Consider the following 19,039-nt stretch of genomic DNA (forward strand, 5'->3'; position numbering starts at 1 on the left):
TGGCAGGGGTAGCGGTCAGGTTGTGGCCGCTACCTGGAGCAGACTCGGATGCATGGCCACGACCTCCGCGAGACTGCTGTCGCTGCTCTCGCTCCTCCAGGCCCGACGTGACTGGCCGGGCGGCCTCCTGGCCGAGAGGCTGGACGTGAGCCCGCGAACGGTGCGACGCGATGTCGACCGGCTGCGCGAGCTCGGCTACCCGATCAGAGCCTTCAAGGGGCCGGACGGCGGGTACCGGCTCGACGCCGGCGCCCGACTGCCACCGCTGCTGTTCGACGACGAGCAGGCCGTCGCGATCGCTGTCGCACTCCAGGTGGCAGCCCTCTCCGGCGCGGACATCCAGGAGGGCGCGACGCGAGCGCTGAACACCATGCGGCAGGTCATGCCCAGCCGACTGCGGCACCGCATCGACGCCCTCCAGGTCACCGCCGTCGGACAACCCGCCACCGGGTCGGACTCCCCGGTCGACCGCACCGTGCTGACAGCCCTCGGCGCGGCCGTCCACGCCCACGAGGTTCTGCGCTTCGACTACGGCCCGACGAGCGCCACCACCGACGCGCCGCCCCGCCGCGTGGAGCCCCACCACCTCGTCACCTGGAAGGGGCGCTGGTATCTCGTCGCCTGGGACCTCGACCGAGACGACTGGCGAACCTTCCGCTGTGACCGGGTCAGCCCGCGTACCCCGACCGGGCCACGCTTCACCCCACGACGACTGCCCAGGGGAGACGTGGCCACGTACGTCACGGGCCGCTTCCGAGGTTCCACCGACACCTCGGCGTGGCCCTGCGTGGGGGAGGTCATCCTCGGCCTTCCCGCCGCCGCCGTCGCCGCGTACACCCGCGACGGGCTTGTCGAAGAACTCGGCCCCGACCGCTGCAAGCTCGTACAGGGCTCCTGGTCCTGGGTCGGCCTCGCCGCCGCGCTCGGCAGGTTCGACGCGGACATCGAGGTGATCGGGCCCGCAGAGCTCAAGGCCGCCTTCGGGGGACTCGCCCGCCGCTACGCCGACGCGGCCCGTCCGAGCTAGACGCTCGGCGGCCGTGCGCGTGGGGTCGTCGCGGCGGCGACGACCCCACAGCTGGCGGTGATCAGCCCTGACGTACCCGGGCACGGATGAGGTGACGGACGCGCCGCCACCGCTGAGGTGACACTCGAAGCGGAGCGGTACGGGAGGGCGGAGCGGCGAACCGGAAGCGTGGAGCTGGCCGATGCGGTGCTTCCCCTGGTCAGGCGTGGCAGCTGCACCGACGCACGGGCTCAGGTCCACCCAGGCGACCCGTTCCGGGCTTCGGCGAGCGGAAACGCAAAACCGGGCGCGTGGAGGCTGTGTGCCCCTGCGCCCGGCAGTGTCGGGTAAAACTGTTTCCTGGTGCCCCCGGCAGGATTCGAACCTGCGCCCCCGCCTCCGGAGGGCGGTGCTCTATCCCCTGAGCTACGGGGGCTCAGCGACTGGAGAAGACTAGCAAACCTCTTCCGCGTACGCCGAATCGGTATCGGGTGAGCCGATCGTGTCGGCAACCGGCTCACCCGGTGCTCAGGCCGCCGCGATCGCCCGCCCGCAACTGGGCAGCGGGTGCAGGACGATCCGCCGGGGAAGCCGACGTGGCCACTCGTTGCGCGGCCAGGAGCCGTCCACGATCAGGTGCACGGTGCGCTGCTCCTCGCCGCTGAGCCGCAGCACGAAGTCGCGGGGAAGCGGCGGGTCCACCGTCGGCGTGGTGATCATGAAGCGCACCCGGCCACGGGACGAGACCGCGGAGATCACGTCCGCTGCCGGCATGGTGCCACGCAGTCGGACCCGCCCGATCCAGTACACCTCCGCGAGGTGCTCCTGCGCGGCCCGGGTGATCGCCGGGTAGTCACTGCGGACCCACCGCTCGACCGCGCTGACGCAGAGCCCGCAGGCGCGCTCGCGCGGCTCGCGCGGACCCAACCCCCAGGCCCGCAGGTACGCCCCGACCGCACCAGGGTCCAACGGCAGGTCGAAGCGCCGCTGGATGAGCGTGGTGAGGCTCTGCCGCGTCCACAGCTCCTCGTCCAGGCCGAACTCGTCGGGGTGGACGCCCCGCAGCGTGTCGATCAACTCGAGTTCCTGTTCGCGGCTGAGCATTCCCGGCTCGCCCTGCCGCTGTCCGCGACGGACGGCTGCCACCGCCCCGTCACCACCGATGGTGTGGCGTCGGCACCAACTGGTGACCGAACGCCGTGCGTCTCTGAGTGCAACCCCCACGTCTTGGGCAACGAGCCCGAATCGCAACTGGTCACGATATGTGGGGAGAAAACTCTCTAAGCAACGTAATCGCCCGTGCCTCGCGATAGCCCCACAAGGGACAAAGAGTATCTTTCGGGGCGCAAGCCGCCGAGTGTGCGCCTTGATCGACTCGGGTTTCAAGAAGTCGTGGTGTCCCGCTCACGACGACACCCCAGTTTCCTGAAACCCGAGTCGATCATGGGCGGGGCTGGGCATGGGTTGGGCGTGGGCAATGGGCCGGGTGCGTGGGCCGAGCATGGGCAGGTATGGGTGGTACGGGTCGGGCCCGCGTCCCGCCATCGTGCGGCGGAGACGCGGGCCCGGTGTGTGCCCGTGGGTCGGTCAGCCCTTGGCTGCCTGCGCCTGGAGTTGCCGGAGGTTGTTCAGTTCGGTCTGCTGGGTGGCCTTCATGGTGTTCGCCACCCGCAGCACCTCGTCGTTGTCGGTAGCGTCGAGCGCCGCGTCGATCATGTGGATGCCGCCCAGGTGGTGGTCGTACATCAGGGCCAGGAACTGCCGGTCGACATCGATGCCCTGAGCCTCGCGCAGGGCGGTCATCTGTTGCGGCGTGGCCATGCCGGGCATCAGACCGTCAGTGACGGTGGCACCGTCGGACATCCACGACATCGGTGGCTTCGACCCGGTCGGGCTGAGACCCCACTCGCGCAGCCAGGTCTGCATGGCGCCGATCTCGCCCTGCTGCCCGGTGGCGATGTCGACAGCGATCTGCCGCACCTCGGGGAGGGTCGCCGACCGGTACGCGATCAGGCTCATCTCCACCGCCTGCGCGTGGTGGGTGGTCATGTCCCGGGCGAAGCCCGCCTCGACCGAGGCGTCACCGGGTTGGGTGAGTCGCGGGGTGAGCAGGCCGCCCGCGTACCCGAGGAGGAGCCCCACCACCAGCATGACGGCGAGCGCCAGCACGCCGTAGCGCGACGCCGGGGCCCGGCCACCCTCGTCCGGGGTGGCCGGGATGTCGTCGTCGTGCTCGCTGTCGGTGGTCGCCGGAGCGGTCATTGCGGTCCTTACTGGGTGGGCTGCTGCTGAAGCTCACGCGGCGTGGTGCCGGTGGCGGTGATGCCGGTGTTGCAGAGCGCCGTCGGGCCCTCGACGGAGGCGTTCACCCGCAGGTCCTTGATGAACTCGTCGATCCGCGAGTCGTCGGCGTTGTCGACCTTGAGCTGGTAGCCCCAGGCCTGCAGCGAGATCGGCTTGTCCAGGCCCTCGTACGGGCTCATGAAGGTCTTCTCGACGCCGCGCACCTTGCCGGCGAGCTTGTCGACCTGGTCCTTCGGCAGGTCGGGGCGGTAGGTGATCCACACCGCGCCGTGCTCCAGGCTGTGCACCGCGTGCTCGTTGGCGATCGGGGCGTCGTACACGTCGCCCATGCAGTTCTGCCAGGCGGCGTTGTGCACCCCACCCACCGGAGGCGAGTAGTTCCAGGTCAGCGGACCCGACTTGTGCGACTCGTACTTCAGGCTGTCCGGGTCGGACTTGCGGATGTTGACGATGCCGTCGATGGCGTTGGCCCGCTTGTCCCACGGCTTGGAGCCCTGGAAGGTCGCCCAGGCGCCGTACCCGACGATCGCCACGAAGAGCACACCCACGGCGACGAAGAGCGCGATCGGACCCCAGGCGCGGCCCTGGCTCACCTTGACCGGGGTGACCGGCTTGCGCGGGCCCTTGCCGCCGGCCCGGGGAGAGCCTGCCGGCTTGCCCGTCGGCTTGCCGGAGCCGGCCTTGGCGCCGGACGCCGGCCGGCCTGCGGCCGGCTTCTTGCCGGTGCTGACCACGGTCGGGCGGCGCTCAGGGCCACCCGGGGTGCTGATGCTCATCGTGCCTCGTCAAGTCGGTCGGTCAGGGGAGTGGCGGGCCGGATGACGCGCAGGGGAGCCGCCGAGTGCCCGAGTCTACCCCCGATAACATGGATGGGTGACTCCTGCAGAACTAGCCTCGGTCGTCCTTGCCGCCGCCCACGCCGTCTTCGACCAGCGTGGCCTCGACCGCGCCGCGTTGCCGGCGAGCACGGTGGTGGAGCGACCGCGCAACCCCGAGCACGGCGACTACGCCTCGACGCTCGCGCTGCAGTTGAGCAAGAAGGTGGGCGTCCCGCCCCGGGAGTTGGCGACGGCCCTGGCCGACGAGCTGGGTCGGGCGGCGGGTGTGAAATCGGTGGAAATCGCCGGGCCGGGCTTCCTGAACATCCGGCTCGACGCCGCTGCCGCCGGTCAACTCGCGCGGATGATCGTCGAGGCCGGCTCGGAGTACGGCCACAGCGACCGGCTCGCCGGCGAGAAGATCAACCTGGAGTTCGTCTCGGCCAACCCGACCGGGCCGGTGCACATCGGCGGGGTCCGTTGGGCGGCCGTCGGTGACGCGCTGAGCCGGCTGCTGCGGGCCACCGGCGCGCAGGTCGGCACGGAGTACTACTTCAACGACGCCGGTTCGCAGATCGACCGGTTCGCCCGGTCGCTGCTCGCCGCGGCCAAGGGCGAGCCTGCTCCGGAGGACGGTTACGGCGGGGCGTACATCGCCGAGATCGCCAGCGAGGTGCAGGCCCGCCGGCCGGAGGCGCGCTCGCTCGACGACGACGCCGCCCAGGAGATCTTCCGGGTCGAGGGCGTCGCGCTGATGTTCGACGAGATCCGCAGCTCGCTGCGCGACTTCGGGGTGGAGTTCGACACCTACTTCAACGAGAAGGACCTGCACGACCGGGGTGAGTTGGACCTCGCCCTGGCCCGGCTGCGCCAGCAGGGGCACCTGTACGAGTCCGAGGGCGCCACCTGGCTCCGCACCACCGAATTCGGCGACGACAAGGACCGGGTACTGCGCAAGTCCAACGGCGAGTGGACGTACTTCGCCGCGGACTGCGCCTACTACCTGGACAAGCGCGAGCGCGGCTTCGAGCGGGTCGTGATCATGCTGGGTGCCGACCACCACGGCTACATCGGCCGGATGAAGGCGATGTCCGCCTGCTTCGGCGACGACCCGGAGCGCAACCTGGAGATCCTCATCGGGCAGCTGGTCAACCTGCTGCGCGACGGCGCCCCGATGCGGATGAGCAAGCGGGCCGGCACGGTGATCACCCTGGAGGACCTGGTCGAGGCGATCGGCGTGGACGCCGCCCGGTACGCGTTGGCCCGTTACTCCAGCGACTCGCCGATCGACATCGACATCGAGCTGTGGACCCGGGCGACCCGCGACAACCCGGTCTACTACGTGCAGTACGTGGCCGCCCGGACGGCGGGCGTGGCCCGCAACGCCGCCGAGGTGGGGCTGGTTCCGGGTGACGCCGAGGCGTTCCGCCCCGAGCTGCTCGACCACGAGAAGGAGAACGAGCTGCTCAAGGCGCTCGCCGAGTTCCCGGCGGTGGTGGCCACCGCCGCCGAGCTGCGCGAGCCGCACCGGGTGGCCCGCTACCTGGAGGAGAACGTCGCTGCCTCCTACCACCGGTTCTACGACAACTGCCGGGTGCTGCCGCTGGGCGACGAGGAGGTCACCGACCTGCACCGCGCCCGGCTCTGGCTCAACAACGCCACCCGCACGGTGATCGCCAACGGTCTACACCTGCTCGGCGTCTCCGCCCCCGAGAGGATGTGACATGCGCGCTCATGAGGCTGGTGCGCTGCACGCGGACATCAGCAACCAGGGGCCGGCCTGGCTGCGTACCCCTGCCGACGTCAACGCCCTCGTGCCGGCGCTGTGGCCGAGGTCGGTGACGCGTGGCGCGGACGGCGCTGTCGCCGTCGCGGGCCTGAGCGTCCGCGACATCGCTGCCGAGTTCGGCACCCCGGTGTACGTCCTGGACGAGGCCGACCTGCGCTCGCGCTGCCGCGACTTCCGGGCGGCCTTCCCGACCGAGGACGTCTACTACGCCGGCAAGGCGTTCCTCTGCCGGGCGGTGGTCCGGATGATCGCCGAGGAGGGTCTGCACCTGGACGTCTGCACCGGCGGCGAGCTGGCCACCGCGCTGTCGGCCGGGATGCCGCCGGAGCGGATCGGCTTCCACGGCAACAACAAGTCGGTCGCCGAGCTGGGCCGGGCGCTGGACGCCGGGGTGGGCCGCATCATCGTCGACTCGTTCACCGAGATCGACCGGCTCACCGCGCTGGCCCGCGAGCGCGGGGTCCGGCCCCGGGTGCTGGTCCGTGTCACCGTGGGTGTCGAGGCGCACACCCACGAGTTCATCGCCACCGCCCACGAGGACCAGAAGTTCGGCTTCTCGCTGGCTGGCGGGGCCGCCGCCAACGCCGCGTTCAAGATCCTCGACGAGGGTGTGCTGGAGCTGCGCGGTCTGCACTCGCACATCGGCTCGCAGATCTTCGACGCCAGCGGCTTCGAGGTCTCGGCCCGTCGGGTGCTCGCCCTGCAGGCCCAGATCCGCGACGCGCGCGGGGTGGAGCTTCCCGAGCTGGACCTCGGCGGCGGGTTCGGCATCGCGTACACCACCCAGGACGACCCGGCGACACCGCAGGATCTGGCCAAGCGACTTCGCAAGATCGTCGATTCGGAGTGCGCGGTGGAGAACCTGGCAGTGCCGCACCTGTCGATCGAGCCGGGCCGGGCCATCGTCGGGCCGGCCGTGTTCACCCTCTACGAGGTCGGCACGGTCAAGGATCTCGACGGCCTCCGGACGTACGTCAGCGTCGACGGGGGGATGAGCGACAACATCCGCACCGCCCTGTACGACGCGTCCTACTCGGCGACGCTGGCCTCGCGCGCCTCGACCGCGCAGCCGTTGCTCGCCCGCGTGGTGGGAAAGCACTGTGAGTCCGGGGACATCGTGGTGAAGGATGAATTCCTGCCCGCCGACGTGCAGCCCGGAGATCTTGTCGCAGTGCCCGGCACCGGTGCGTACTGCCGAAGCATGGCCAGCAACTACAACCATGTGCCCCGGCCACCGGTGGTCGCGGTGTGCGACGGCCAGGCGCGCCTGATCGTCCGGCGGGAAACCGAAGAGGACCTGCTCGCATTGGATGTTGGATGACGTCACCTGTGCGCTTGGCGCTGCTCGGCTGTGGCACTGTCGGCCAGGAGGTGGTCCGGCTGCTGCACGAGCAGTCGGCCGACCTGGCCGCGCGGATCGGCGCTCCGCTGGAGATCGCCGGCATCGCCGTCCGCCGGCTCGGCCGCGACCGGGGTGACCTGCCGGTCGCCGAGGACCTGTTCACCACCGACGCGCTCGGCCTGATCAAGCGCGACGACGTCGACGTGGTGGTCGAGGTGGTCGGTGGCATCGAGCCGGCCCGCAGCTGGCTGGTCGAGGCGCTGCGCGCCGGCAAGAGCGTGGTCACCGCCAACAAGGCGCTGCTCGCCGAGGACGGGGTGGCCCTGCACGAGGCGGCCGCCGAGGGCGGCGGCGACCTCTACTACGAGGCGTCGGTGGCCGGGGCCATCCCGCTGCTGCGCCCGCTGCGCGAGTCGCTGCACGGCGACCGGATCAACCGGGTCACCGGCATCGTCAACGGCACCACCAACTTCATCCTCTCCGCGATGGACGCGACCGGCGCCGGCTTCGCCGAGGCCCTCGACGAGGCCACCGCCCTGGGGTACGCGGAGGCCGACCCGACCGCCGACGTCGAGGGCTTCGACGCGGCGGCGAAGGCAGCGATCCTCGCCTCGTTGGCGTTCCACACCCGGGTCGGCGCCGCCGACGTGCATCGCGAGGGCATCACCGAGGTGACCGCCGCGGACATGGCCAGCGCCCAGGCGATGGGCTGCACGATCAAGCTGCTCTGCATCGCGGCCCGGGGCGTGGACCCCACCGGCCGGGAGACGGTCAGCGTCCGGGTGCACCCGGCGATGATCCCCCGCAGCCACCCGCTGGCCAGCGTCGGTGACGCGTTCAACGCGGTCTTCGTGGAGGCGGACGCCGCCGGGCAGCTGATGTTCTACGGTCGGGGCGCCGGCGGGGCGCCCACCGCCAGCGCGGTGCTCGGCGACGTGGTCGCGGTGTCCCGTAACCGGCTCGCCGGGGTGCGCGCGGCCAGCGAGAGCGCGTACGCGGACCTGGCGGTCCGGCCGATGGGTGAGGCGTTGACCCGCTACCACGTGAGCCTCGACGTGGCCGACCGCCCGGGTGTGCTGGCGTCGGTGGCGAGCGTGTTCGCCCGGCACGACGTGTCGATCGCGACGGTGCGGCAGGGCTCGGCCGGCGGACCGGCGGGCCGCGACGGCGACGCCGAGCTGGTCATCGTCACGCATGTGGCCCCGGACGCCGCGCTCGCGGCGACCGTCGGCGAGCTGCGCGGGCTGGACATCGTCCGGTCGGTGACCAGTGTGCTGCGGGTCGAGGGCGACGCCTGAGTCGTTGCATCATCGACGGCACGGCTCGCGCGTCCCGTCAGGTGGGTACGCCGGGGTGTGCCATCGACCGCTCCGGCAGGCTGGTCCAAGGTGGCCGTGACGCTCGGGTGGGCGCGGCGGTAGAGGCGAGGAGAAACGACATGTGGCGGGGTCTGATCGAGGCGTACCGGGATCGGCTGCCGGTCACCGCGGCCACGCCGGTCGTCACGCTGCACGAGGGGAACACCCCGTTGTTGCCGGCGCCGGTGCTGTCCGCCCGGCTCGGTTGCGACGTGTACCTGAAGGTGGAGGGTGCCAACCCGACCGGCTCCTTCAAGGACCGGGGGATGACCCTCGCGGTGTCCAAGGCGGTCGAGGCCGGCAACAAGGCCATCATCTGCGCCTCCACCGGCAACACCAGCGCCTCCGCCGCGGCGTACGCGGCTCGGGCCGGGTTGACCTGTGCCGTGCTGGTGCCGCAGGGCAAGATCGCGTTGGGCAAGTTGGCCCAGGCGCTGGTGCACGGCGCGAAGCTGTTGCAGGTCAACGGCAACTTCGACGACTGCCTCGCGACGGCCGCCAAGCTCGCCCAGGACTATCCGGTCGCGTTGGTCAACTCGGTCAACATCGACCGTCTGCACGGGCAGAAGACCGCCGCCTTCGAGATCGTCGAGGCGCTCGGTGACGCGCCCGACATCCACTGCCTGCCGGTCGGCAACGCCGGCAACATCTCCGCGTACTGGATGGGATATTCGGAGGAGACGGCGGCCGGTGCCACCACCCGGACGCCGAAGATGTACGGCTTCCAGGCCGCCGGGGCGGCCCCGATCGTGACCGGCCAGGTGGTGCCGGAGCCGTCGACGATCGCCACCGCGATCCGGATCGGCAACCCGGCGAGCTGGACCAAGGCGTTGGATGCCCGGGACGCCTCCGGTGGCCTGATCGCGTCGGTGACCGACCGCGAGATCCTGTCCGCGTACCGCCTGCTCGCCCGCGAGGTGGGGGTCTTCGTCGAGCTGGGCAGCGCGGCCAGCGTGGCCGGTCTGCTCCAGCAGGGTGCGGCGGGCGCGGTGCCGCCCGGTTCCACTGTCGTGTGCACGGTGACCGGTCACGGGTTGAAGGACCCGGAATGGGCGATTTCCACCGCACCGGCGCCGGTGACCATCGGGAACGACCCGCTGGCGGCGGCCCGCGCCCTCGACCTCGCCTGAGCGCGCCACCGTCCTGGTGGTGATCGACGGCGGGCGGGCGGCCCGGGGGCGGCGGGGGCCGAGGTAGGCGAGTCCGGCACACTTTCGGGTATCCCCGCCCGCATTCTCGTTCAGGAGTGAGCCAGGCCGATGTCGCTGCTCGCCAGATTCAGCCTCGCCAACCGAGGGCTGATTGCCCTCATCGCGGTGGTGACCACGGTGTTCGGAGCGTTCGCCGTGCCGTCGCTGAAGCAGCAACTGCTGCCGTCGCTCGAGTTCCCGGCCGCGTTCATCGTGGCCCCCTACCCCGGCGCCGGCCCCGAGATCGTCGAGTCCCAGGTGACCGAGCCGATCGAGAACGCCCTGCAGGGCATCCCCGGGCTGGACAAGATCACTTCCACGTCCCGCGAGGGGGCGGCCACCGTCCAGGTGATGTACGAGTTCGGCACCGACCTGGACGACGTGGTCAACAAGATGCAGACCGCGTTGAGCCGTATCGACGCCCAGCTGCCGGAGGGCGTGGACCCGCAGGTCATCGCGGGTAGCACCGACGACCTCCCGGCGGTGGTGCTGGCCGCGGCCGGCACCGGGGACGAGCGGGCGCTCGCCGAGAAGCTGCGCGCCACAGTGGTGCCGGAGCTGGAGGGCATCGAGGGGGTACGCACCGTCGAGGTGACCGGCGACCGGGACGACGTGGTGGTGGTCACCCCGGACCCGGCGAAGCTGGCCGCCGCGAAGATCCAACCGACGGCGATCGGCGCGGCGTTGAAGACCAACGGCGTGGCGGTGCCAGCCGGCGCGGTGACCGACGGCACGCTGGCCCTCCCGGTGCAGGTCGGTACGCCGATCGCCACCCTGGAGGAGCTGCGCGGCATCGTGGTCGCCCCGGCTGCGGCACCGGTCCGACTCGGTGACGTCGCGACCGTCGAGCAGCAGCTCGCTCCGGCCACCGCGATCACCCGTACCAACGGCAAGGACAGCCTCGGTGTCGCGGTCACCGCGGCCCCGGACGGCAACGCCGTGCAGATCTCGCACGAGATCCGTGACCGGCTCGACGACCTGAAGGACGCCTCCGGCGCGGAGCTGACGGTGGTCTTCGACCAGGCGCCGTTCGTCGAGAAGTCGATCGAGTCGCTGACCACCGAGGGCCTGCTGGGCCTGGTGATGGCGGTCATCGTCATCCTGGTCTTCCTGCTGTCGGTGCGCTCGACGGTGGTCACCGCGGTCTCCATCCCGCTCTCCGTGCTGGTGGCGCTGATCGCCCTGTGGATCGGTGACTACTCGCTCAACCTGCTCACCCTCGGCGCGTTGACAATCGCTGTCGGTCGGGTGGTCGACGACTCGATCGTGGTGTTGGAGAACATCAAACGACACCTGGAGTACGGCGAGGAGAAGCGGCACGCCATCATCACCGGGGTCCGGGAGGTGGCCGGTGCGGTGACCGCGTCCACCCTCACCACGGTGGCGGTGTTCGCGCCCATCGCGCTGGTCGGCGGGTTCGTGGGCCAGCTCTTCGCGCCGTTCGCGATCACCGTGACGGTGGCCCTGCTCGCCTCGCTGCTGGTGTCGCTGACCGTGATCCCGGTCCTCGCGTACTGGTTCCTCAAGCCGCCCAGCGGCACCGCCGACGACGAGGCGGTACGGCGCGGCGCGGAGGAGAAGGAGCTGCGCAACCCGTTGCAGCGGGGCTACCTGCCGGTGATCGGCTTCGCCACCCGCAAGCGGTCCACCCGCTGGATCACCATCGGGCTCGGCCTGCTGGTGCTCTTCGGCACCTTCGGCCTGTCGCAGAAGTTGGAGACCAACTTCCTGGACGACTCCGGCCAGGACACCCTCAACATGAGCCAGGAGCTGCCGGCCGGCAGTGGTCTGGCGGCCACCGACGCGGCGGCCAAGCAGATCGAGTCGGTGCTGTCCCGCACCAAGGGCGTCAAGACGTACCAGGTGACCGCCGGCGGCGGGGACAACCCGTTCGGGGGTGGCGGCAACAACGTCGCCAACTGGTCGTTGGCGCTCGACGGTGACACCGACGCGAAGAAGATGCGTGAGGTGCTGCGCGAGGAGTTCGACAAGCTCGGCAGCGGGCTGGGCGAGATCAGCTTCGGTGGCGGGCAGGAGGCGTCGACCAGCCAGCTGGAGGTGATCGTCCAGGCCAGCGACCCGGAGGTGCTGGCCCGGGCCGCCGAGGAGGCCCGCACGGCGATGGCCGGGGTGCCGGACGTCGAGGACGTCACCACCAGCCTGGCCGCGCAGGTGCCGCGAGTCGACGTGACGGTCGACCGGGTCGCCGCCGGTCGGGTCGGGCTCACCGAGGCCGCCGTGGGGCAGTTGGTGTCGCAGGCGTTCCGGGGAGCGCCGCTGGGGCAGGTCACGCTCGACGGCCGGCAGCAGAACGTGGTGCTGCGGCTGGGCACGCAGCCGCCGACGACGGTGGAGGCGCTGCGGGCGCTGCCGGTGGGTCCGGTCACCTTGGGCGACATCGCGAAGGTCACCCAGGGCGAGGGGCCGCAGCAGGTCAGTCGGATCGACGGTGAGCGCAGCGTGTCGGTGACCGGCTCGGCGACCGGCTCGAACCTGGGCGCGACCAGCACTGAGTTGCAGAAGCGGTTGGACGGCATCAACGTGCCGGGTGCGAGCTTCACCATCGGTGGTGTCAGCGCGGATCAGGCGGACGCCTTCGCGGACCTGGGCCTGGCGGTGCTGGCCGCGATCGCGATCGTCTTCCTGATCATGGTGGCGACGTTCCGCAGCCTGACCCAGTCGCTGATCCTGCTGATCTCCATCCCGTTCGCGGCGACCGGTGCGATCGGCCTGCTGTTGGTCACCGGAACGCCGCTCGGCGTGCCGGCGCTGATCGGTGTGCTGATGCTGGTCGGCATCGTGGTGACCAACGCGATCGTGTTGCTCGACCTGATCAACCAGTACCGGGCGCAGGGCATGGGGGTTCAGGAGGCGGTGGTCGAAGGTGGCCGTCGCCGGCTGCGCCCGATCCTGATGACGGCGGTGGCGACCATCTTCGCGCTGCTGCCGATGGCGCTCGGGTTGACCGGTGAGGGCGGCTTCATCTCCCAGCCGCTGGCGGTCGTGGTGATCGGTGGTCTGCTCAGCTCGACGTTGCTCACGCTGATCCTGGTGCCGACGCTGTACACGATGGTGGAGCACACCAAGGAGTCGCTGCGCGCTCGGCGCGCACGGCGGCGCTCCGGGGGGTCGGCGGTGACCACCGTGGAGGCGGACGAGTCGCCAGCCCCGAACCAGGTCGCGGTGCCGAGCGGCGCGCCCGCGCCGGCCCCGGCCACGGCCACGGCCACCGCCGAAGGTGCGCAGCTGGCCGGGCGACCGGCGCCGTCGGCCGCGCTGGTGGAGGGCACGGACCAGTTCGAGGTGCTGCGGCTGCCCCGTAGCCGCACCTCGCCGCTGCCCCCGGCGGAGCCGACCGAGTAGGTCGCAGCGAGGTTCGGAACGCCCCCGGTGGATTTCTGCCGGGGGCGTTCCAGTTGTATGAGCCGAAACACTCCGACCCGACCGCTCCGCACTTTGTGTAACTTCTTGCATACTCCTCGTAGATGGATGGGGGTGTGGGTGGAGCGGGGCGGGCGGATGGCCGAGGACGCGCGCGGGTGGGGGCGACGCGACCTGCTGCGCCGTGGCCTGCTGGTGGTGAGCGGTGTGGCCGTCGGCGCGGGGACGTCCGAGGCGTGGTGGAGCGGCCATCGCAAACTGCCGATCGCCGGTGGCCCCGCCAGCGCCACCCTCGGCAACGGTCAGCAGGATGTCGGCTCCGGCGCGCTGGAGGTCATCTGGTCGGCACCGACCAACCAGCGCCTGGTGGCGCTCACCTTCGACGACGGCCCCGCACCACAGTGGACTCCGATGGTGCTCGACACCCTGGCCGAGCACCGGGTTCCGGCCACCTTCTTCATGGTCGGGGCGCAGGTCCATCGGCACGCCGACGTCGTCCGCGACCGGCTCGACGGGCACGAGGTGGGCAACCACAGCTGGCAGCACCGGGACCTGGCCGAACTGGACGCCGACGAGGCGTACGACGACCTGCGCCGCAGCCACGACGTGATCGCCGAGCTGACCGGGTCGCCGCCGGTGCTGCTCCGTCCGCCGTACGGCCACCTGGGCGGTGCGGTGCTGCACGCGGCGGCCCGACTGGACTACCGACTGGTGCTCTGGTCGCTGCAGATGGTGGAGCGTGAGTTCCCCGACGATCCGGCCGGCCACGCCCGGCGGATCGTGGCGGGCGTCCGGCCGGGAACGATCGTGCTCGGCCACGACGTGGGGGCGCGGCGGCGGCTTGTCGCACTGCGGGGCCTGACCGACATGATCAACGGGTTACGGTCGCGCGGCTACACCTTCGTCACGGTCTCGGCGCTGCTGGGAGCGGGTGTCGCGCCGCCACAGACCAGGTAGGGTCGCGCTCCGTGGCGTCCACCCTCTCGGTTCTGACCGGCAATCGGAGCTTCCGCAACCTCTTCCTCGCCGAGTTGGTGGTCTTCGGCGCCGACTGGTTCGTCATGGTGCCGCTGTTGGTGCTGCTGCCGCATCTGACCGGCAGCGGTGTCTGGGGCGCGCTGGTGTTGGCGGTGGACACCGGCATCGTGGCGCTGCTGCTGCCGTACACCGGCACGATCGCCGACCGCTTCGACCGCCGGAAGATCATGATCGCCGCGAACGTGGCGGCGCTGGCGGGCGTGCTGCTGCTGCTCGGCGTGCGCACCGCGGCAACGGCGTGGCTGGCGCTGGTGGCGATCGGCGCGGTGGCGGTGGCCAAGGCGTTCTACTCGCCGGCGGCCCAGGCCGCGCTGCCCAACGTGCTGGAGCCGCACGAACTCGCCGCCGGCAACGCCGTCGCCGGCTCGGCCTGGGGCACCATGACCGTGGTCGGTGCCTCGCTCGGCGGCGTGCTGAGCACCGCTGCCGGCCCGTACGTCTGCTTCTGGGTGGCGGCGGCGGGCCTGGCGGTCGCCGCGGCCCTCGCCACCCGGATCCGCCGGCCGCTGCAGGTGCCCCGGGACGCCGACCAACCGCCCCAGCGGACCTGGTCCGCCGTCCGCGAGGCACTCGGCTACATCGGTCACCGCCCCCGGGTGCTGGCGCTGGTCACCGTGAAGTCGGCGGTGGGCCTGGGCAACGGCGTGCTGACCGTGTTCCCGCTGTTGGCCGGTGTCTACGGTGTCGGCCCGCTCGGCGCCGGCCTGCTCTTCGCGGTACGCGGCGCGGGAGCGTTGGTGGGGCCGATCCTGATGCGCCGGGTGCTGACCAACCGGGCCTGGCTGCTGCCCGGGCTGGCGTTGTCCATGTCGCTGTACGGCCTGTCCTACCTGGGCACCTCCGTCGTGCGCTGGTTTCCGTTGGTGCTGTTGCTGGTCTTCGTGGCGCACTTCGCGGGTGGCAGTAACTGGGTGATGTCGAACTTCGCTCTGCAGGGCGAGGTCCCGGACCGGCTGCGGGGCCGCGTCTTCGCCACCGACATGATGCTGGCGACGTTGGCGATCTCGGTGAGCCAACTGGCGGTGGCCCTGGTGGTGGACGTGGTCGACGAACGGGTGGTGCTCGCCGGCTGCGGTCTGATCACCCTCGTGTACGCGGTCGGTTGGCGGATCGCCACCCGCCGGCTCTCGCTCACCGATCCGGCCGCCGAGCCGGTCCCGGACCCGGCCGGCTGAGCTCGGCGATCCCAGGCAGCGGGCGCGGGCCCGGTTCGTCGGTCCCGGGCCCTAGCATGAGCGCGTGCCGACGAACTTCACCGCCGAGTCGGTCCGGGTCCGCGTCCCGGCGACCAGCGCCAACCTGGGCCCGGGCTTCGACGCGCTGGGCCTCGCCCTCGGGCTCTACGACGACCTGGCCGCCGAGGTCGCGCCGAGCGGTGTCCGGGTGACAGTGACCGGGCAGGGCGCCGGTGAGCTGCCCGACGACGACAGACACCTGGTGGTGCGGGCCATGCGCGCCGCGTTCGACGTGCTGGGGGCCCAACCCGGCGGGCTGAGCGTGCAGTGCGTCAACCGGATCCCGCAGGCGCGTGGGCTGGGCTCCTCGTCCGCCGCGATCGTCGCCGGTGTGCTGCTGGCCCGGGCCCTCGTCGTCGACGGGGAGCACCGCCTCGACGACGCCGGCACGCTGCGGCTGGCCGCCGAGATCGAGGGTCACCCCGACAACGTGGCACCGTGCCTGCTCGGCGGTTTCACGGTGGCCTGGTCCGAGCCGGGCGGTGCCCGGGCGGTGTCCCTGCCGGTCGCCGACGCGGTGCGGCCCACTGTTTTCGTCCCGGCGGAACGCGGACTGACAGCGACCGCGCGGGCGGCCCTGCCGGCCACCGTGCCGCATGGTGACGCCGCGTTGACGGCAGGGCGGGCGGCCCTGCTGGTGCACGCGCTCACCACGGACCCGGCCCTGCTGCTGCCGGCCACCGTCGACCGGCTCCACCAGGACTATCGCGCAGCCGGGATGCAGGGCACGTCTTCGCTGGTCAACGCGTTGCGCGCGGCGGGTGTGGCAGCTGTGGTCAGTGGGGCGGGGCCGACTGTCCTGGCGCTCAGCGAGCCGCCAGCGGACTTCCCGCTGGGAACAGACTGGGAGATCTGGCAGTTACCGATAGACGTCAGCGGCGCGCGGGTCGCCCGGGGTACACTTGGACACGCCGAGCGGGACCCTGTTGCCGCAGGTCGGAAGAGTTGATTACGCTCTAGACCTAGCACAGCCGCGAAGCACGCGATCTCCTGCGGGGCGGCGCACCCCCGAAGCTCTCGGCGGTCAGCCCGTCTACCCCTGCCCAAGGCCCACGCCGCGCCGCAGTTTCCACAGGTCGCCGCAGACGGCGAGACCTGCTCACCGACGTTGGTGAGTCGGGATACCGACCGGCTGCTGTGTCACAGACTCCCGCGACGCGTCCTTGCGAGGCGGGTGCACCGAGGCCGCCCGGCCACCTGAGTTCCGACTCCGGGCAGTCCCGGCCTATCGAGGGAAGGAATCCATTGAGCGACACCACCGACGTGACGTCGGATGTTTCCAACGTCGCTGGCGATGCCACCGCCGCCGCTCCCGCCCGTCGTCGGCGTAGCGGCACCGGTCTGTCGGCGATGCTGCTGCCAGAGCTGCAGAGCCTGGCTGCGTCGCTCGGCATCTCCGGCACGGCTCGCATGCGCAAGGGCGAGCTGATCGCCGCGATTTCCGAGCGGCAGGGCGGCAACGCCGCCGGGACCCCTCGACCACGGGCCGAGGTCGCGGCCGCAGCCGCGCCGACCCGTGAGGGGGTGCGGGCCGAGGTGCGGGAGACCGCCGACCGGCCGGCAGCCGAGGGTCGACGCGGTGCCGAAGAGGCGCCGGCCGAGCCGGCCGCCGAGACCGAGGGCCGTAGTCGCACCCGGCGCAGCCGGACCGCGGCGGCGGAGGCCCGTGCCACCGAGGCGCGCCCCGCCGAGGCGCGGGCGACCGAGGCACGTCCCGCTGAGGCGCGGGCGACCGAGGCGCGGGCGACCGAAACCCGTGGCGACGAGGCGGAAGCCGGCGAGCGTGCCGACCGCGGCGAGACCCGTCGCGACCGGGCCGAGCGTCCGGAGCGCGGTGAGCGTGCCGAGCGCGGTGAGCGTGCCGAGCGCGGTGAGCGTGCCGACCGGGGCGAGCGTGCCGACCGGGGCGAGCGTGCCGAGCGTGCCGAGCGCGGTGAGCGTGCCGAGCGCGGTGAGCGTGTCGACCGGGGCGAGCGTGTCGACCGGGGCGAGCGGGCCGACCGGGGCGAGCGCAACGACCGGAGCGAGCGGGCCGAGCGTACCGACCGGGGCGAGCGCAACGATCGTGGTGAGCGTGCCGACCGGGGTGAGCGGGCCGAGCGCAACGACCGCCAAGACCGCGGTGACCGCAACGACCGCAACGACCGTGGTCAGCGGGCCGAGCGGGACAGCGACGACGACGACGGCGAGGGCGGCGGCCGGCGCGGCCGGCGCAGTCGTTTCCGGGACCGTCGCCGCGGGCGCGGCGAGCGCGCCGAGACCGGTGCCGACACCGGCGGGCGTGAGCCGCAGGTCAGCGAGGACGACGTGCTCGTCCCGGTGGCCGGCATCATCGACGTGCTCGACAACTACGCCTTCGTGCGGACGACCGGTTACCTGGCCGGCCCGAACGACGTGTACGTCTCGATGTCCCAGATCAAGAAGTACGGCCTGCGCCGTGGTGACGCGATCACCGGTGCGGTGCGGGCGGCCCGTGAGGGTGGCAACAGCGGTGACCAGCGGCGCGACAAGTACAACCCGCTGATGCGGCTGGACACGATCAACGGGATGGAGCCGGAGGAGGCGCGGCGTCGTCCGGAGTTCTACAAGCTCACTCCGCTCTACCCGCAGGAGCGCCTGCGGTTGGAGACCGAGCCGCACATCCTGACCACCCGGGTCATCGACCTGGTCATGCCGATCGGCAAGGGCCAGCGGGCACTCATCCAGTCTCCGCCCAAGGCGGGTAAGACGATGGTGCTGCAGGCGATCGCGAACGCGATCACCCGCAACAACCCGGAGTGCCACCTGATGGTGGTGCTGGTCGACGAGCGGCCCGAAGAGGTCACCGACATGCAGCGGTCGATCAAGGGCGAGGTCATCGCGGCCACGTTCGACCGTCCGCCGCAGGACCACACCACGGTGGCGGAGCTGGCCATCGAGCGGGCCAAGCGCCTCGTCGAGCTGGGGCACGACGTCGTCGTGCTGCTCGACTCGGTGACCCGGCTCGGTCGGTCGTACAACCTGGCGGCACCGGCCAGCGGCCGGATCATGTCGGGTGGTATCGACTCCACCGCGCTGTACCCGCCGAAGCGCTTCCTCGGCGCGGCCCGCAACATCGAGAACGGCGGGTCGCTGACCATCATCGCCACGGCGCTGGTGGAGACCGGTTCCATGGCGGACACGGTCATCTTCGAGGAGTTCAAGGGCACGGGCAACGCCGAGTTGAAGCTGGACCGGAAGATCGCCGACAAGCGGACCTTCCCGGCCATCGACATCAACCCGTCCGGTACGCGTAAGGAAGAGGTCCTGCTCGCACCGGAAGAGCTGGCCATCATCCACAAGCTCCGGAAGGTGCTGCACTCGCTGGATTCGCAGGCGGCGATGGATCTCCTGCTGGACCGGCTCAAGCAGTCCCGCACGAACATCGAGTTCCTGATGCAGATCGCGAAGTCGACGCCGGGGGAGTGATCCTCCTGCGCTGACCGACGAAGGGGCACGGCCGTTGTGGTCGTGCCCCTTCGTCATGTCCCCAGCCCGATCCCCCCGATGATGTCATTGTGGAGTTTTCCTTCGCTTCAGTCCAGGGGTCTTGAAACTTC

At 71.3% G+C, this 19,039-nt stretch carries 13 protein-coding genes and 1 tRNA gene; 10 read left to right on the top strand and 4 right to left on the bottom strand.

Annotation, left to right across the window (positions count from 1 at the left end):
* Positions 1-52: 52 nt before the first annotated feature.
* A complete protein-coding gene (locus IF22_RS0117080) occupies positions 53-1,027 on the top strand; it encodes a helix-turn-helix transcriptional regulator (protein ID WP_030333122.1) in 975 nt (324 codons plus the stop codon).
* Between the two features lie 340 nt (positions 1,028-1,367).
* Here IF22_RS0117080 and IF22_RS0117085 read toward each other — a convergent pair.
* The 4 genes from IF22_RS0117085 to IF22_RS0117100 all read right to left on the bottom strand — a co-directional run bounded on the left by IF22_RS0117085 (position 1,368) and on the right by IF22_RS0117100 (position 4,086).
* A tRNA-Arg gene (locus IF22_RS0117085) sits at positions 1,368-1,442 on the bottom strand.
* Positions 1,443-1,534: 92 nt separating this feature from the next.
* Positions 1,535-2,230 (bottom strand): winged helix-turn-helix domain-containing protein, encoded by a 696-nt coding sequence (locus IF22_RS0117090; RefSeq protein WP_030333124.1) that lies wholly within the window; start codon positions 2,228-2,230, stop codon positions 1,535-1,537.
* 363 nt (positions 2,231-2,593) lie between these two features.
* Positions 2,594-3,268, bottom strand: coding sequence for a DUF305 domain-containing protein (locus IF22_RS0117095; RefSeq protein WP_030333126.1), 675 nt, complete (start codon positions 3,266-3,268; stop codon positions 2,594-2,596).
* A gap of 8 nt (positions 3,269-3,276) precedes the next feature.
* On the bottom strand, positions 3,277-4,086 hold the full coding sequence (locus tag IF22_RS0117100; protein WP_030333127.1) for a thioredoxin-like domain-containing protein: 810 nt from the start codon (positions 4,084-4,086) through the stop codon (positions 3,277-3,279).
* 97 nt (positions 4,087-4,183) lie between these two features.
* Between IF22_RS0117100 and argS the strand changes: the two genes are divergently transcribed.
* The 9 genes from argS to rho all read left to right on the top strand — a co-directional run bounded on the left by argS (position 4,184) and on the right by rho (position 18,908).
* The gene (gene argS, locus IF22_RS0117105; protein WP_030333129.1) at positions 4,184-5,851 is read left to right on the top strand and encodes an arginine--tRNA ligase; all 1,668 of its coding nucleotides are present in this window, start codon (positions 4,184-4,186) and stop codon (positions 5,849-5,851) included.
* 1 nt (position 5,852) lies between these two features.
* The gene (lysA, locus tag IF22_RS0117110) at positions 5,853-7,238 is read left to right on the top strand and encodes a diaminopimelate decarboxylase (protein WP_030333131.1); all 1,386 of its coding nucleotides are present in this window, start codon (positions 5,853-5,855) and stop codon (positions 7,236-7,238) included.
* 8 nt (positions 7,239-7,246) lie between these two features.
* The gene (locus tag IF22_RS0117115) at positions 7,247-8,557 is read left to right on the top strand and encodes a homoserine dehydrogenase (protein ID WP_030333133.1); all 1,311 of its coding nucleotides are present in this window, start codon (positions 7,247-7,249) and stop codon (positions 8,555-8,557) included.
* A 140-nt stretch (positions 8,558-8,697) separates the two neighbouring features.
* Complete coding sequence (gene thrC / locus IF22_RS0117120; RefSeq protein WP_030333136.1) at positions 8,698-9,747, top strand: threonine synthase; 1,050 nt, start codon at positions 8,698-8,700, stop codon at positions 9,745-9,747.
* A gap of 129 nt (positions 9,748-9,876) precedes the next feature.
* A complete protein-coding gene (locus tag IF22_RS0117125) occupies positions 9,877-13,170 on the top strand; it encodes an efflux RND transporter permease subunit (protein WP_030333137.1) in 3,294 nt (1,097 codons plus the stop codon).
* A gap of 126 nt (positions 13,171-13,296) precedes the next feature.
* On the top strand, positions 13,297-14,145 hold the full coding sequence (locus IF22_RS0117130) for a polysaccharide deacetylase family protein (protein WP_245233656.1): 849 nt from the start codon (positions 13,297-13,299) through the stop codon (positions 14,143-14,145).
* Positions 14,146-14,156: 11 nt separating this feature from the next.
* Positions 14,157-15,401 (top strand): MFS transporter, encoded by a 1,245-nt coding sequence (locus IF22_RS0117135; RefSeq protein ID WP_030333141.1) that lies wholly within the window; start codon positions 14,157-14,159, stop codon positions 15,399-15,401.
* 64 nt (positions 15,402-15,465) lie between these two features.
* Complete coding sequence (gene thrB / locus IF22_RS0117140; protein ID WP_030333142.1) at positions 15,466-16,410, top strand: homoserine kinase; 945 nt, start codon at positions 15,466-15,468, stop codon at positions 16,408-16,410.
* Between the two features lie 296 nt (positions 16,411-16,706).
* Entirely contained in the window at positions 16,707-18,908 is a 2,202-nt protein-coding gene (rho, locus tag IF22_RS0117145; protein WP_030333145.1) for a transcription termination factor Rho, read from the top strand.
* Positions 18,909-19,039: the final 131 nt, after the last annotated feature.

It is taken from the genome of Micromonospora parva (assembly GCF_000718515.1).
Classification (GTDB): domain Bacteria; phylum Actinomycetota; class Actinomycetes; order Mycobacteriales; family Micromonosporaceae; genus Micromonospora; species Micromonospora parva.

What these genes read in the sequence shown, in the direction of transcription:
- IF22_RS0117080 (WP_030333122.1), top strand. Translation starts at nt 53, where the DNA reads ATGGCCACGACCTCCGCGAGACTGCTGTCGCTGCTCTCGCTCCTCCAG.
- IF22_RS0117095 (WP_030333126.1), bottom strand. Translation starts at nt 3,268, where the DNA reads ATGACCGCTCCGGCGACCACCGACAGCGAGCACGACGACGACATCCCG.
- IF22_RS0117100 (WP_030333127.1), bottom strand. Translation starts at nt 4,086, where the DNA reads ATGAGCATCAGCACCCCGGGTGGCCCTGAGCGCCGCCCGACCGTGGTC.
- lysA (WP_030333131.1), top strand. Translation starts at nt 5,853, where the DNA reads ATGCGCGCTCATGAGGCTGGTGCGCTGCACGCGGACATCAGCAACCAG.
- thrC (WP_030333136.1), top strand. Translation starts at nt 8,698, where the DNA reads ATGTGGCGGGGTCTGATCGAGGCGTACCGGGATCGGCTGCCGGTCACC.
- IF22_RS0117125 (WP_030333137.1), top strand. Translation starts at nt 9,877, where the DNA reads ATGTCGCTGCTCGCCAGATTCAGCCTCGCCAACCGAGGGCTGATTGCC.
- IF22_RS0117130 (WP_245233656.1), top strand. Translation starts at nt 13,297, where the DNA reads ATGGGGGTGTGGGTGGAGCGGGGCGGGCGGATGGCCGAGGACGCGCGC.